Below are 16,331 nucleotides of genomic sequence, written 5' to 3'. Positions count from 1 at the left end.
AGCGCCAACTCGCACCACCAGCACCAACGTTAGTGCAACCTTCGGCTTGCATTGCATCCTCTGAGACATTGTCAGGCTTGTAGAATCGCCAACGACCTTGATTATCCGGTCCTGACTCTGCTCTGAGTTCCCGTCTATATGCTCCATAACGAGAATCATCGTAGCGAGAATCACGACTACGGGAATCATTATCCACATCTACCTTAATTTTCTGACGAGGACAGCGCCAACTCGCACCACCAGCACCAACGTTAGTGCAACCTTCGGCTTGCATTGCATCCTCTGAGACATTGTCAGGCTTGTAGAATCGCCAACGATCTCGATCATCCGGCCCTGACTCTGCTCTGAGTTCCCGTGTTTGTGATATCAGAAAAGGAGTAGTAGTGGGTTTAATTTCTTGAGCCAAAACTGAAGAATCTTCCGTCTTAATGGAAGCAGTACTCAAGAGAATGCCACAAACAGCAAAAGTCGCTAATCGATGCAATCTACTTATCTTGGCGAAATTCAACATCAACATAAGTTACTCTGAATTGTTTTAAATATTATGCGATCTTCGAGTCAGGTAGAAGGCAAAGGGCAGTTTACAGAGAAGTGTCCTAGACAAGGGAAGGAAAAATTTTTAATCTATGCTTTTTTACTGTACATTGGACTGATTTGAAGAACACCAAATCTGCAATCTAGTGTTCCTCAATTAGAGAGGATCTCTAAATTGCTTCATGTTAGTAGTGCCCCAAAGAAAAAGCCTTTTGTCTTCTTCAAGAATTTCAATAATAATAGCAGTATGAGCTGCACTTTAGTTGAATTTTCTCAAAAATACAATTAGTGGGACTTAGACAAAAAGTAAGCCTAAAAAAGGCTCAAGTGTATATACAGAGAGACTTTGATATTGTTTAATCTCGTTTATTGATATATTTGGGTTTCAAGCTAGTATCAACTAGCTGTTTAACTTCTTTCTTAATGACCTCTTTGTTTGATTAAAGCGATCGCCTGTCATTTACCAATTGTCACTTGTCTTGGTGAGTTTATGCGGGTGCGTCATTCTTATGGTTTTTTGCAAGCGATCGCCATAACACAGACAATTGCAGATAATACCTCACAATATATTTAGATTGCAGTGCGATTAGCCGTAGATATTGATTGGCGATATTCAGTTCGTGAAGCCCTAAAACTCTCAAGCAACGTTCTGTTTGACAATCCCACCGCTACCCAAATATTTAGAAGCATTCATCAAACAGGTGATCGCTGCAAGAAACTAAAGCAAGTATATTTTGACTTTACCTAAAAAATAAGTAAGTATTAACAGTGATATTCAAAGGCAATGAAAGTCGAAAATGAAACGTCCAAATCGCCTTGCTTGGATAGGAGCGATCGCACTCGCTGCGGTCGTTTTACTTAGTCTGTTCGCGGCTCCCAATAATACTAAACTTAATGCTGGCTCTACTTATAACCGTAACTCTGATGGCTATGGAGCTTGGTACGCTTTTATGCAACAACAAGGAATTTCTATTAAGCGTTGGCAAAAGCCTTTTAGTGATATTCAGCCAGAGAACAGCCTAGTTACCTTGCTACAGGTAAACGGCTATCCCAGAGAGGCGACACTGGATAGTCAAGAGCAGGAATGGGTAGAAAAAGGGAATACTTTGGTAATTTTGGGTGCGAAGGCGCGGGTTACAAAAGCGGAGTTTAGTACTATGCAAAAATCTCCTGAAGGTGATATTAAAATTGATACACGTAGACGATATAAAAAAGCTAACTTTCAGCAAGTTAATTTAGGCGATCGCTTCGGTGCTGTTGTCTGGGAAAAAAATTACAAAAAAGGAAAGGTGATTTTTTCTACTACTCCTTATTTAGCTGCCAACGCCTACCAAGATTATTTAAGTAATTTCAAGTATTTAGCTAGTTTGGTTCCTGAAAAAAGTAACACAGTCTTTGTCGATGAATACATCCACGGCTATAAAGATGCCGATGTCAGGAAGAAAGAAAGCGAAGGAGATTTATCTAGTTTTATTGCTAAAACTCCTTTATTTACAATATTGATCCAGGTAGGTATCCTGCTATTAGTGCTAGTTTGGGCGCAGAATCGCCGCTTTGGTAAGCCAGTAGCTTTAGATACATCAGTTGTAGATAATAGCGAGGCATACATCCAAGCTTTAGCTGGAGTGTTGCAGAAAGCTGATACCACTGACTTTGTTGTTGAAATGGTGGGTAAACAAGAACAACTACAACTCCAAAAAGCCTTGGGATTAGGACAAGTACTTTTAGAACGTCAAGCCTTGATCGATTTCTGGATGGAAAAAACAGGCGCAAGTGCAGCAGAACTAGATGCAGTTTTGAAGCTACAATCTCGCAAACAACCCATCAGTGAACGAGACCTGTTAAGCTGGTTGGGGAAATGGCGAACCATTAGGGAAATTAAAAATTAAAAATTAAAAATTAAAAATTAATTTTTTGAAATTATTCATAGTATTTCTGAGTTGGTTATTTATCAATAAAAAATATGAGTGAAACACATCCTATCTTAATTCGTCTTGGTCAAGGTCTTAATCAAGTAATTGTCGGACAATCTAGTTTAATACAGCAACTTTTAGTAGCACTGCTAGCGGGTGGACACGTAATTTTAGAAGGAGTTCCCGGAACTGGTAAAACCCTATTAGTAAAAGTGTTAGCGCAGTTAATTCAAGGGGAGTTTCGCCGGATTCAATTAACACCAGATGTTTTACCTTCAGATATAACTGGTACAAATATTTTTGACTTGAATAGCCGCAATTTCACTTTGAAGAAAGGGCCAATATTTACTGAAGTATTGCTAGCGGACGAAATCAACCGTACTCCGCCCAAGACACAAGCAGCGCTGCTAGAAGCGATGGAAGAGATGCAGGTAACACTGGATGGTGAAAGTTTGCCTTTACCAGATTTATTTTGGGTAATTGCAACACAAAATCCCCTGGAATTTGAGGGTACTTATCCTTTACCAGAGGCACAGTTAGACAGATTTTTATTTAAGCTGGTGGTAGATTACCCCGATCAAGCTGCTGAAAAGCAAATGTTACTCAATCGTCAGGCGGGTTTTGCAGCACGACGTTTGGATATTAGCCGTTTGAAACCAATCGCAACAGTAGCCGACATTTTGCAAGCACGACAAGCAGTCAAAGAAGTTAAAGTATCAGAAGCGATCATTGATTATTTGTTGGCGTTGGTGACAATATCGCGTCAATATCCTGATTTGACTTTGGGTGCATCACCTCGCGCTACCGGTGCTTGGTTGCAGACATCTCAAGCCCTAGCGTGGTTAGCAGGAAGGGATTTTGTAACGCCAGATGATGTAAAAGCAGTTGCATCACCGTTGCTACGTCATCGTCTCATATTGAAACCAGAAGCGATGCTGGATGGTTTACAAATGGATGCGGTAATTGCGTCGGTAATTAATCAAGTACCAGTTCCGAGGTGAAAAAATTGAACCTCTTGCGTGAATGTAAAATTTGCCCACCCTGCGGGAAGCGAGCTACATCCCCCAACCCCTTCTCCTAATTTTGAGAGAAGGGGAGCCAATTTCAAAGTCTCTCTCCCAAGTTTGGGAGAGGGATTTAGGGTGAGGGCTAATTAGTTATAATTCCGAATCCAAAATCAGATCGCACCTCTAGATTTGCACTTTTCTGCATAGCTTGAAAATTCATCTCCAATTAAAATAAGCGCATACTTCAATGAGTTGGGGTTAAAAGATGCAAGATATGACCGAAAACGCTTTCGTATACAAGCCCCTGAATTTATGGGGATCATTAATTTTGAATTTTGAATTCGGAGCAAAGCGACGTGACTCTCAAGCTAAACGTCAAAGACGAAGGAAATTTTCATAAAGCTTAAGGAAACTTTGAATTTGGATGAAAATATGGTAGGAATAAATTTAAAAGAACATCAAGTTTTTGGATATTTACCAGTGGAAAAAAAACTGGGTATTCTTGTTGTAGATGACCACCAATTAATTTTAACTGGCACGCTCGATGTCTTAAGTAGACAGTATCCCGAAGCTGCTATTATTAAGGCTCAGACGGCAAAAGAGACACTTTTTCAACTTCAATATCATCACTTTGATCTGATTGTGATGGATTTATCAATTCCCGATGGCCAAGGGGAGACAGCAGAAATTGATACCGGAATTAAGCTGTTGCAAACTTTGCTCCAAGAATATCCCCATCAGAATTTCATGGTGCAAACTAGTTATGTGAAAGCGTTAATTCGGATCAAACACGAGATTGATAATCATCAAGCTGGATTTGCGATCGCAGATAAAGGATTACCTGAAGATGAAATGCTCATGCGGGTTAATTTGGCCCTTCATGGTGCAACTCACACCAAAGACATCAAAACGGGAATCGAACTCAAACCAGAATGGTTGGAGGTGTTGCGATTGGCTTTTGAAGAGAGTTTGACAGATAAAGCGATCGCTGATCGAATGTATAAATCAGAACGAGCAGTACGTACTTACTGGACGAAGATTCAGGATGTGTTGGGAGTGTATCCTGAAGACTGCAAGCAAAGTGGTAAGAATATGCGAATCCAAACCGAAATTCGTTCCCGTGATGAAGGTTTAATTGATTAATCCGGGAAAATTTAATTCGGGAAAAAACAAGATGATATTATGTCTGTTTGATTACTTATTAAACTCGAAAAACCCCAAAGAATTAAAGCTACGCTTTGTCTTATCAAATGAAGCATCTGGCGTGTGGGGGTGCAATGACTGTGAGCATTATAAATAATTATTCGGACATTATATGAGCAGGAGAATTTGGAATCGCATTCGCCAAGAATTTGGATTGTGGTTACAGGCTGCACCTCCTGGAATCATCGTACTGTTTATGGTGATATTGATACGTATAACTGGAGGAATGCAATCTTGGGAATGGATGCTTTTCGATAAAATGTTATGTCTGCGTCCGGGAGAAAAACTTGATGAACGTGTAGTAATTGTGGGTATTGATGAAAAGGATATTGAATGGATAAAGCAATATCCCATTCCAGATGAGAAGATTGCAGAGTTACTCACCAAGCTAGAAACTTATAAACCGCTAGCTATTGGGCTAGATATATTCAAAAACGTTCCTGTTGAACCTGGTGGTAAACAACTCGCGCAGGTGTTACAGCAGAATACTAATATTATCGGTATTCAAAAAATATTACCACCTGAACAAACTTCTCCACCCCAGAATTTGCCATCCGAACGAGTTGGGTTTGTCGATTTACCTAATGATGAAGATAGCAAAAATCGACGTTATTTGTTATTTACAACAGACCCTAATAATCCTGACAATATCAACGAAGATAAATATTCTTTAGCACTGCGGTTAGTTATTAAGTACTTCCAAGCGAAAGGAATTGAATCGGAAACAGGAAAAAATGACCCGAATACAATCAGATTTCGAGAAATTGAATTACCCCGAATCACCCATAATTTTGGCGGTTACGTTCATGTTAATGATGGCGGATTGTCAATTTTGATGAACTTCCGCAATACTTCCAAGCCTTTTCATGTTGTCTCGTTACGTCAGATTTTAAATGGAAAAGTAGATGCAGAGTTGCTGCGCGATCGCATTGTATTAGTTGGCAACCGCAACACAAGTACTGGCGATATTTTTTATACATCTGCATTGTCAAACTTAGAATTAAACGGTCAAATTTATGGCATTGAATATCACGCTCATGCGATCAGTCAAATTCTTAGTAATGTAATTGACAATCGTCCAATGTTGTATAGTTGGGGAGATATAGAAGAGTACGTATGGATCTTTATTTGGGGTTTTCTGCCGATTTTTCTCGGACGGCTTACTCAATCTGTTTGGACAAATCTATTTAGTGTTGGTGTAGCGGGAGTGAGTCTGTTTAGCTGCGGGTATGTGATGCTGTGGGTTTGGGGTATATGGATTCCGGTAGCACCTAGTTTGCTAATCTTAGGTGTGAATGGGCTTGGCTTGAGTGCTTTTGCGTTTTACCAGCATGATAAATTCTTGCGATCGCAAATTAACGAACGTCAAAATACAATTCAACACACTTTTACCGTAATTCATAATGGCCCTTTGCAAACTCTTGCTTATGGATTAAAGCATCTGCGTGCTAATGACATTCCCTCCGAACAACTGGTTGGGCAATTTGAAAAACTTGATCGCGAAATTCGGGACCTTGGCGAATTTCTCAAACTCGAAGCATTAACCACAGAAGAGAGTTTGCGTTTAGGTAGCGGATTAATACTCGAATTGAAACGACCTTTGCACGATTTATTATATGAAGTGTATTCAAGTACGTTAGAACGTAAAGATTTTGAACATTTTCAAACATTAAAAGTAAAAATTCGCAATTTTGAACCAATTGATGATAAATATTTAACTATAGAACACAAACGGGGAATATGTCTGTTTTTGGAAGAAGCTCTATGTAATGTTGGTAAACACGCTCAAGGAGTTAAGCGCGTTCAAGCATCGGGTGTTTATAGTACAACAAATAAATACAATTTATCTGTGAAAGATAACGGTTCGGGCATTAAATCAAAACTAGAAAATAAAGGCACAAAACATTTTAAAATGCTTGCTAAACAATTAGGAGGAGAGTTTCGCCGTGAATCGCTTTCTCCACGTGGAACTATATGCGAACTTAGTTGGACACCTATGAAGTAATTTTCAGAAAGAATAAGGCGTTAGTCGCCATAATTCTGAATTTTTCAAAACTTTTAAATAAGCATACTATCAACAGCATTTACCATGAGTCATCAACATTTAGTATTTTGGCAAAATAAGCATAGACTTACAAGCTTGGTTGTAGGAGCAGTTTTCCTGATAACCGCAGTTCCAGCATTTGCTCAGTTTAAACCACGCGATCGCAAACCAGCCAGCGGAAATACCCGTGGGGGTGGTTCGCGTGGATGTTCAACTAGCGGCATACCACTGACACAGCTTGCACCTCAGACATTTATCGGTAAAACTGCTTCTAAACGTCCAATGTTAGCTTGGTATATGTCAAGTTCCCAAAATGCGCGATTCCAACTGTATGAATTTGATTCAGCTAACACCGTTAAAAAAATTGGACAAGTTAAAGAAATACCCACAACAGTCGGGATTAACAAACTAAAACTTCCCCTCGAATACCCCGAACTCACAGTAGGTAAAACATATTTATGGCAAATTGCAATTGACTGCGAAAACGACACGATTATTAGACGTGCAGAATTTACCGTTATCAATCCTCAATCACTTACTAAAAATCGATTTACTAGCATTCCAGAAAGCATAAATTATTATGCTGAAAACGATTTGTGGTATGAAGCCCTAGAAGAAGCATTAAAAGCAACTGGTAATGGTAAACTGGGGCAAACTGGGGCAACTTTAGTTAAAGAACTTGCACAGTCCGAAATGCTTATCGGTGATCGTGTAGATCAAAAAAATATTCAGCAACGAATTGAATATCTCCAGAAAATTGCTAGCGAAAAAATATAGAAATAGCACGGAGAATAGAAATAGTGAAAACTTTGTGGTTTGCTGTCACAAGATGGCTGGGATGCGTGGGAGGTATTGCAATTTATACTCATCCTGCTTTTGCTCAGTTAACTCCCGATAATAGCCTGGGAAAGGAGCGATCGCAAGTCATTCCTATTAATACAAATAATGACTGCATTGAGGGCGGTGCGGCTCGTGGTGCTAACCTATTTCACAGTTTTCAAGATTTTAACGTAGGTGAGGGTCAAGGTGTTTATTTCGCAAATCCAGAGGGAATAACCAATATCTTTTCTCGCGTTACTGGTGGTAACTCATCAAATATTTTCGGGAGATTGGGAGTATTAGGTGGTGCGAATTTGTTTTTGCTCAATCCCAATGGCATTTTATTTGGTAAAAATGCCAGTTTAGATGTACAAGGTTCGTTTGTGGGCACAACAGCGAACGGAATTCAGTTTGGAAATCAGGGGGTTTTTAGTGCGACGAATCCCGAAGCGCCGCCATTGTTAACGATTAATCCTTCGGCGTTGTTGTTTAATCAAATTAATCAAAATGCATCGATTCAAAATAATTCTGTAGCATCAGCAGATATAGACCCAGCAGGCTTTAATGCAGTTGGTTTGCGCGTTCCCGATGGTAAGAGTTTGCTGCTTGTTGGCGGTAATGTCAGCATGGATGGCGGGCAATTAAATGCTTACGGTGGGAGAGTTGAGTTAGGAGGATTAGCGGAATCTGGAAATATAAATCTTCTCTTTGATGGAGATAATTTGAAGTTGGGATTTCCTGAGAACGTGACTCGTGCAGATGTATCACTGACCAATCAAGCGTTTGTGTATGTAGAAGCTGCTGGTGGAGGAGATATTGCAATCAATGCCCGAAATTTCGAGTTATTTGAAGGAAGTGAGCTTTCTGCTGGTATCGGGCGAGGTCTGGGAACTCCTGAAACTATCGCGGGGGATATTACCCTCAATGCAACAGGGGAAATCAAAGTTGCTGATTCCGGGAGTAAGATTAGCAATCTTGTGCGTGGAGATTCAAAAGGCAATAGCGGTAATATTTTCATAGATTCTGGCTCATTCTTATTACGAGACGGCGCTCGACTTAATGCCTCAACTTTTGGACAAGGGAATGCAGGGAATGTGACGGTGATTGCAAAAGATGTTGTTTCCCTTGTAGGTGGTGACATCTTCAATAATGTGGAATCTGGAAGTGTAGGTAATACTGAAAATATCGACATTACTACTGGTTCGCTTTTCGTAACTAATGGCGCTCAACTGCAAAGCCTTACTCTCGGACGAGGGAATGCAGGAAATATAACGATTCAAGCTAGGGATGCAGCCACTTTTGATGGAGTAGATAGTAATGGATTTCCTAGTGCTTCATTTAGTAGTGTAGGATCTGGTGCAGTAGGCAATGGTGGGAAGATTAATATCACTGCTAGTTCATTGTCCCTGACTAACAATGGGAAATTAGACGTTGGTGTAGACGGAGCTTTTGGCACAATTCCTGCTGGTCAAGGTAAAGGTGGTGCTGTAGATATCAATGTGCGTGATGCATTCACAATAGGAACAAATAGCGGAATCTTTGGGAGTTTGGGTACTGGTGCAATCGGGCGTGGTGGAGATATCAAGGTTGAAGCTGGAAATATTTTTGTAAAAGATGGCGGGGAAATAGTTTCTAATACTTTTGGTAAAGGTGATTCAGGTAATATTTCGATTACAGCCCGTGACGCAATTTCTCTAGATACTGCATCATATATTGTCAACAATGTCCAGAGTAGTGATGCTGTAGGTAATGCTGGGAATATCGATATTACTACTGGTTCGCTTTCCGTAACTAATGGCACTCAAATTAATTCCTTTACTCGCGGACAAGGTAATGCGGGAGATATCACAATTCAAGCGAAAGATGCAGTTACTTTTGATGGAGTCGGAAGCAATGGATTTTCCAGTGGTTCACTTAGCAATGTACAAGCTGGCGGGGTGGGCAATGGTGGGAAGATTAAGATCACTGCTGGTTCATTATCCCTGACTAATAATGGACAATTAGGGGTTGGTGTGGGCGAAGCTTTAGATACAATTCCTGCTGGTGAAGGTAAAGGTGGTACTGTAGATATCAATGTGCGTGATGCATTCACAATATCTGGAACAAATGGCGGAATCTTTGGGAGTTTGGGTACTGGTGCTGTAGGACGTGGTGGAGATATCAAAGTTGAAGCCGGAAATATTTTTATTAAAAATGATGGGCAAATAATTTCTAGCACCTTTGGTGAAGGTGATGCAGGCAAAATTTCCATCACAGCCCGTGACACAGTTTCTCTGTTTGGACAAGGCAGAAGTAGTATTCAAAATGACGTTGATTCTGGAGGAGTAGGCAATAGTGGAGGTATTAGCATCAACACAGGTTCATTATTTCTCAGTGATTTAGCTGTTATTACCTCAAATGTTGATGGACGCGGGAATTCTGGAGGAGTAAATATTATAGCCCGCAATTTAGTTTCTTTAGATGAAGCAGGTGAGCTTTCTCGCGCTGGACAACCTGGAACTTTGATTCTTAGCCGAGTTAATGATGGGGGTGAAGGCAATAGTGGTGACATTAACATCAAAACAGGCTCTTTACGTGCATCAAATTCTCAAATCACTACCAGCACACGGAGTAAAGGTAATTCCGGTAACGTAATTATAGAGGCACGAGATGAAGTAGCTTTGTTACGAAGCAGTGAGATTTTTACTGAAGTGACTTGTGCTTGCGAAACCGAAAGTGGCAAGGGAGGCGATGGCAGAGGAGGAGATATTAGGATTACGACAGGCTCCTTGCTGCTAAATGCTGGTTCTAACTTGCGTGCGGATACTGAAGCTAAAGGCAATGCAGGTAATATCATCATCAATGCGCGAGATAGCATTACATTTAGTGGTAGTTCTGAAGAATTTACTAGTGGTGCTTTTAGCCAAGTCGAGCCTGAAGGTGTTGGCCGAGGTGGCGATATCATCATCAATACAGGTAATCTATCTCTCTCTGGCGATCAAGAAATAAACACCAGAACTCAGGGACAAGGAGATGCGGGGAATATATTGATTAACGCAAACTCTATCTCTCTTGCAGGTTCTGATGTCTTCATTAGCAGTGGCGCTAGTCAAGACGAACGGCTGACAGGGACTTCAGGTAAAGGTGGAGATATTAACATCACCACAAATTCCCTACTTGTAACTGACGGGGCAAAGCTATCAGCTAACACGGAAATTCAAGATGCTGCTGGGAACATTAATATCAATGCATCCCGGCTTACCCTTGATAATCGAGGCTCTATAACTTCTGAATCGATCGCTGATGGCAATGGTGGTAATATTAAACTCAATCTCAGGGACTTTTTGCTGATGCGTCACGGTAGCCAAATTTCCACCACCGCAGGCAACGCACAAGCTGGTGGCAATGGCGGCAACATCAATATAGACTCAAAATTCATCGCCGCCAGCCCTGAAGAAAACTCTGACATCAGCGCGAATGCATACACTGGTTCCGGTGGAAAAGTCCAAATTAACTCGCAAGGGATCTTCGGTATCGAAGCGCGTCCAAAGCCAACCAAAAAAAGCGATATTACTGCAAGTTCTGAATTAGGTGTTTCAGGTATAACAAATATTAACGCACCCGATAACAGTTACATTCTAAACAGCTTCACTGGTGCATTTCCAAATGTCATTGACACCAATGCACTCATCGCCAATAGTTGCATTTCACGCAGTTCAAAACAAAAAGGTACATTCTTCATCACAGGTTCTGGTGCTTTACGTAATAGTCCGGGGGATGGATTAATTTCAATCTATTCTACAGGTGAAGTGCGTAATGTTGAAACAATATCGCAGACTTGGAAAAAAGGCGATGCAATAGTTGAACCACAAGGACTTTATCGACTTGCTGATGGACGCTTGGTACTCAGTCGAGAATGTCAGTGAAGCAATTTTTAAATGAAAGGGTAGTTAAACCTTGTCTATGTTGAGAACCGTAGTTTTTGCCCTCACCCTAAATCCCTCTCCTTACTTGGGCTACGGTGTACACACAAGTATGACCAGCATAGGTTTCAACTTTTCTAGTAGTTTCGTAGGGTGCGTTACAGCAGATTGCAAGTAAGTGAAGCAGCGCAGTCTTGGGGGTTTCCCCCATGAGCGACTGCTGAACCCGCAGGGTGAGGTACAAAATTCAGGACTGATTCATTAAGAGATAAAGAGTTTCTACCTCCTGCCCCCTGCCTCAAAATCTGTAACTTTGTACTTGATGCGAATGAAAACTGCTGTATGGAGACGCCGAAATAACAAATGCGTTCACCGAAATAACAAATGCGTTCGCCAAAATAACAAATGCGTTCGCCAAAATAACAAATGAGTTCGCCGAAATAACAAATGCGTTCGCCAAAATAACAAATGAGTTCGCCGAAATAACAAATGAGTTCGCCGAAATAACAAATGCATACGCCAAAATAACAAATGAGTTCACCGAAATAACAAATGCATACGCCAAAATAACAAATGCGTTGTAGCCCTACTTGGGAGAGGGACTTCTTTCCGGCTCCCCTTCTCCCAATATTGGGAGAAGGGGCTGGGGGATGAGGGTTTTTCTGTTCATACACCTGACATGAAGAGATTGAAGTTGTTTCACCAAGATATAGCGATCGCTATGACAACATTACTGATAAAATATGCAAAATGCGAGAACTTTACCCAGCGATCAAGCCTTACTTAGAAGGTAGTTTACAAGTTTCCGACCTTCATACTATCCATTTTGAAGAGTCAGGAAACCCGCAAGGTCAACCCATCGTTTTGCTGCATGGGGGTCCTGGTGGTGGATGTCCAGCTTTTTATCGGCAATATTTCCACCCAGAAAAATGGCGGTTAGTCATGTTTGACCAGCGCGGTTGTGGTCAAAGTACTCCCCATGCTGAATTACGAGAAAACACCACTTGGGATTTAGTCAGTGATATCGAAAAACTGCGCCAACATTTAGGTATAGAAAAGTGGGCGGTTTTCGGTGGTAGTTGGGGTAGCACTTTATCATTAGCCTACAGTCAAACCCATCCCTCTCAATGCACAGGATTAATTCTGCGTGGGATCTTCATGCTGAGGCAAAAAGAGTTGCGCTGGTTCTACCAAGAGGGTGCTAGCTATATTTTCCCTGATGCTTGGGAAGAATATCTCAAGCCGATTCCTGTAGATGAACGTAACGATCTGATCGCAGCATATTACAAACGTTTGACCAATCCAGATTTAGAAATTCAACTAACAGCAGCGCGTGCTTGGTCAATTTGGGAAGCTAGTACCAGTAGACTTTTCTTAGACCCAGAACTCATGCAAAAGTTTGGCGAGAGTGAATTTGCTTCCGCTTTCGCTCGGATTGAATGCCATTACTTTATGAATAAGGGATTTTTGGAAACAGAAGATCAATTACTCTTAAATGTAGACCGCATCCGCCATATTCCGGCTGTAATTGTTCAGGGACGCTATGATGTAGTCTGCCCAATGATATCAGCTTGGGAATTACATCGTGCTTGGCCAGAAGCCGAATTTATAGTGGTTCCTGATGCCGGACATTCAATGAGTGAACCAGGAATTTGCAGTGCTTTGATTGAAGCAACAGATAATATTTAATTCGGTTGAATACTTAGCTTGGGGGATAGGGAGTTTGCCAAAGAAGCGGATGTAAGACTAAACCCACGACAAGGCAATCCCAATTTTTTGAAGGTCTTGCAAATAATATCGCGACAATCGATATTGAATTGGTCTTTGATCCACGAGACTAAATAAAATGAAGTTAGTACTCAAAAGCTGATAAAAATAGCTTATGCAAGACTCTAAACAAGAAATAAATGCCAGAGCTTCTATAGATTTAGAACAGCGAAAGAATTGGTATTCTCCCGTAGCTGATATTTATTACAACGCCAGACCACAATATCCAAAGGAATTAATCGAGCGGTCTGTCGTTTTAGCCCAACTTGACTCAAATGCATCGATTCTTGAGGTCGGTTGTGGCCCAGGAAATGCGACGGTAGCTTTTGCTCAATTTGGTTTTTCAATGACGTGTATTGAGCCAAACCAGGATTTTTGTCGTTTGGCACAACGCAACTGTGCAACCTATCCAAACGTTGCAATCCACAACACCTCATTTGAGGAGTGGGAACTGGAAGCAAAACAGTTCAATGCTGTTCTATCTGCTAATGCCTTTCACTGGATACCGTCAGAAATTCGGTATGCCAAGGCAGCGAAGGCATTACACGACAACGGGTTTCTCATCCTGCTATGGAATCTGAGACCTGAACTGAAATATGAAGTTTACCAAGCGATCGAGGAAGTGTATCAAGTTTATGCTCCTTCACTTGTCCGGTATGAAGGTGCAGAAACTCAAGCGGAAATTTTGAGAGGGTTTGAACAAGACATTCTAGACTCTGGTTATTTTAAGGAGTTGGTGACTGAGCAAATCGCGTGTGAGGTGACGTACAGCATTGATGACTTTTTTAAGCTATTAAGTACCATGAGCAGACTGGAGCCAAAGGTGAAGGAGTTGCTATTTACAGGATTGCGGGAAAAGCTGAGGAACTTTGGAGACAGTGTACACCTCTCGTTTCTTTCTGCTGTTCACGTTGCCCGAAAAGATGGATAAGCTGTTGAATTCGTTATGTAATGAGGCAGCAAAACAAGTCATTGGAGCGGACGTACATAACCCTTGTGAAATTGGAAACTTATACTGTATATGAAGCATCAGTATAAGTAGTTCACTATAAAAAAAGAGATATGCGAATTCTATTTATGGAAAGCAGTCTGTTATTGCTCCTGACTGCGATAACAACTGGCTGTGTCGGTTCTTCCTCTGTTACCAAACAGACACAAGCCTTGCCAACAATCACTGAACAGCCGACGAAAGAAGCTGTGTTGACCTCAACACCTACACCGACTGAAAAAACTACAGAGAATTCTACCCCTGAAGCCACTACTACCACAAATCCGACGCGCTGTGAAACTAGCCAATTGTCAGTGCGCCGAGTCTCTGAAGATGCTGGCGTTGGGAATGTTGCAATTACTTACGCCTTTACTAATAACGGCTCATCCCCTTGCAACCTCTACGGTTATCCAGGATTAGGACTACTGGATGCAAAAGATCAACCTTTGCAGGAAATTAAAGTTATTCGTTCCCAGGACACTTACTTTTCGAGTAAGCAACTTCGACAACAAGTAACTCTAGCTCCTGGAAAACAAGCCTCATTTCAGATAGCATACAACCACATTAGTTCCCCAGAGAAAAACTGCCCAATGTCTAGTAAAATTCAAATCACACCTCCTAATGCTTACGAGCACTTTACCCTTACAGAACAAATCAAGCCTTGTACAGGCAAAGTTAGAGTGACTCCAGTACGAGCCACTAACACTCAACCCTAGTAACTTTCTGTAATTTACTCAAAAACCCAGAAAAAGCATAAATATAATCAAAGCCTCTGATAAGTTCAGGATTGTACTAATCAAAAAGGTTAAAAAAATTTTATGGAAGGAATTGATGTTGCCGATCAAGACGGCAGAGTAGATTGGACGGCAGTAAAAAACTCTGGTAAAACTTTTGCGTTTGTCAAAGCCACAGAAGGAGTTAGTATAAAAGATTCTGCTTTTGCTTATCACTGGCAAACCATGAAAGCTGTTGGTATTATTCGGGGTGCTTATCATTTTTTTCACCCTCATACATCTGACCCGGTTCAGCAAGCGAAGGAATTCTTAAAAACTTTGGGAAAATTAGAACCGGGAGACTTACCACCAGTCATAGATGTAGAGGTAACTGACAAAGTAAATAGTCAAACTGTAATTAGTGCAGCCAAACAGTGGTTGGCAGAGGTAGAAAAAGCCCTTCTACAACAAACAAAAAAACCAATTAAACCAATTATTTATACCTTCCCTAGTTTCTGGACAGAACTTGGTGATCCATATGATTTTGCTAATTATCCGTTATGGATTGCCCACTACGGAACTAGGAACCCAACGATTCCTGATGCTTGGCAGGGACAATATTTAATCCATCAATATGAAGGTGATATATCTGGTGTAACTGGTGTTAGTGGTCGAGCCGATTTGAATAGATTTAATGGATTGCAGCTTGGAGATTCTGGGCTAAGAGTAAAACAATTACAACAGCAATTAAAAGATATTGGATTATATACTGATGCCATTGATGGGCGTTTTTCTGAGTCAGTTAAGAATGCAATTATTAGTTTCCAAACATCTAAAAAATTGCAGGCTGATGGAATTGTTGGTATAAAAACTTGGGTAGCTTTACTATGGATTTAAGTAAGTAGGTGTGAATAAACAAAGGTTTGTAGTCAATGGCTCCAAACCTTTAATTAATTTTGTATTGTATAATATAGTTTAATTTACTGTGGCAATTACTTATATTGTAATGCACAAAATTGAGATTTTACCTGGAAAAAACCTTTAAGAATTCGTTTAAGTGAATTAAACTTAACCCGCCTGATAGCTTTATTCACTTCTACCCACTGCCGTTTTCTTTTAGTTGCTTCTGGATAATCTTCACTCAGCATATCAACTGATAGTAAATACATCTTGACACAGTAAATTTTGCCTTGTTTGCGGTACTTGTAAGTTCCCAGTTCATTTGCATCTACTTGCCCAATTATCCCTGCTTCTTCCCACGCCTCTTTAGCTGCTGAATCAGGCGGACTCATGCCATTAGGAATATCTCCTTTCGGAATCACCCAGTGTTGAAAGTCACGGGTTGTGATTAGCAAGATTTCGACTTTACCATTGTTCACTCTGTAAGGAATTACCCCAGACTGTATAAACACTTTACTGGCTTTTCGACTCATGTAATTTA

The 16,331-nt window shown here is 40.8% G+C and carries 12 protein-coding genes and 1 pseudogene; 11 read left to right on the top strand and 2 right to left on the bottom strand.

Going from position 1 to position 16,331, the window contains the following annotated elements; all coding sequences use genetic code 11:
* Positions 1–517: pseudogene (locus V7K56_RS21835) on the bottom strand (hypothetical protein); the annotation flags it as partial.
* 453 nt (positions 518–970) lie between these two features.
* Between V7K56_RS21835 and V7K56_RS21830 the strand changes: the two are divergent.
* From V7K56_RS21830 to V7K56_RS21780, 11 genes are all read left to right on the top strand, one after another.
* The gene (locus V7K56_RS21830; protein ID WP_334913497.1) at positions 971–1,108 is read left to right on the top strand and encodes a hypothetical protein; all 138 of its coding nucleotides are present in this window, start codon (positions 971–973) and stop codon (positions 1,106–1,108) included.
* Positions 1,109–1,331: 223 nt separating this feature from the next.
* Positions 1,332–2,423, top strand: coding sequence for a DUF4350 domain-containing protein (locus tag V7K56_RS21825; RefSeq protein ID WP_334913495.1), 1,092 nt, complete (start codon positions 1,332–1,334; stop codon positions 2,421–2,423).
* 74 nt (positions 2,424–2,497) lie between these two features.
* The gene (locus V7K56_RS21820; protein ID WP_334913493.1) at positions 2,498–3,448 is read left to right on the top strand and encodes an AAA family ATPase; all 951 of its coding nucleotides are present in this window, start codon (positions 2,498–2,500) and stop codon (positions 3,446–3,448) included.
* A 438-nt stretch (positions 3,449–3,886) separates the two neighbouring features.
* The gene (locus tag V7K56_RS21815) at positions 3,887–4,597 is read left to right on the top strand and encodes a response regulator transcription factor (RefSeq protein ID WP_334913491.1); all 711 of its coding nucleotides are present in this window, start codon (positions 3,887–3,889) and stop codon (positions 4,595–4,597) included.
* Positions 4,598–4,769: 172 nt separating this feature from the next.
* Positions 4,770–6,662 (top strand): CHASE2 domain-containing protein, encoded by a 1,893-nt coding sequence (locus V7K56_RS21810; RefSeq protein ID WP_334913489.1) that lies wholly within the window; start codon positions 4,770–4,772, stop codon positions 6,660–6,662.
* 84 nt (positions 6,663–6,746) lie between these two features.
* Positions 6,747–7,478, top strand: coding sequence for a DUF928 domain-containing protein (locus V7K56_RS21805; RefSeq protein WP_334913487.1), 732 nt, complete (start codon positions 6,747–6,749; stop codon positions 7,476–7,478).
* A 23-nt stretch (positions 7,479–7,501) separates the two neighbouring features.
* Complete coding sequence (locus V7K56_RS21800) at positions 7,502–11,425, top strand: two-partner secretion domain-containing protein (RefSeq protein WP_334913485.1); 3,924 nt, start codon at positions 7,502–7,504, stop codon at positions 11,423–11,425.
* 747 nt (positions 11,426–12,172) lie between these two features.
* Entirely contained in the window at positions 12,173–13,111 is a 939-nt protein-coding gene (gene pip, locus V7K56_RS21795; protein ID WP_334913483.1) for a prolyl aminopeptidase, read from the top strand.
* A 193-nt stretch (positions 13,112–13,304) separates the two neighbouring features.
* On the top strand, positions 13,305–14,120 hold the full coding sequence (locus tag V7K56_RS21790) for a class I SAM-dependent methyltransferase (protein WP_334913481.1): 816 nt from the start codon (positions 13,305–13,307) through the stop codon (positions 14,118–14,120).
* Between the two features lie 146 nt (positions 14,121–14,266).
* A complete protein-coding gene (locus V7K56_RS21785) occupies positions 14,267–14,893 on the top strand; it encodes a DUF4232 domain-containing protein (protein ID WP_334913479.1) in 627 nt (208 codons plus the stop codon).
* 102 nt (positions 14,894–14,995) lie between these two features.
* The gene (locus V7K56_RS21780; protein WP_334913477.1) at positions 14,996–15,787 is read left to right on the top strand and encodes a GH25 family lysozyme; all 792 of its coding nucleotides are present in this window, start codon (positions 14,996–14,998) and stop codon (positions 15,785–15,787) included.
* A gap of 95 nt (positions 15,788–15,882) precedes the next feature.
* Here the strand turns inward: V7K56_RS21780 and V7K56_RS21775 are convergent, their stop codons facing one another.
* Entirely contained in the window at positions 15,883–16,323 is a 441-nt protein-coding gene (locus tag V7K56_RS21775) for an NUDIX hydrolase (RefSeq protein WP_334913475.1), read from the bottom strand.
* Between the last annotated feature and the right edge of the window lie 8 nt (positions 16,324–16,331).

Source organism: Nostoc sp., assembly GCF_036917535.1.
Classification (GTDB): domain Bacteria; phylum Cyanobacteriota; class Cyanobacteriia; order Cyanobacteriales; family Nostocaceae; genus Nostoc.
The sequence above is the reverse complement of the archived record's forward strand: the minus strand, read 5'-3'. Positions and strand labels throughout refer to the sequence as shown.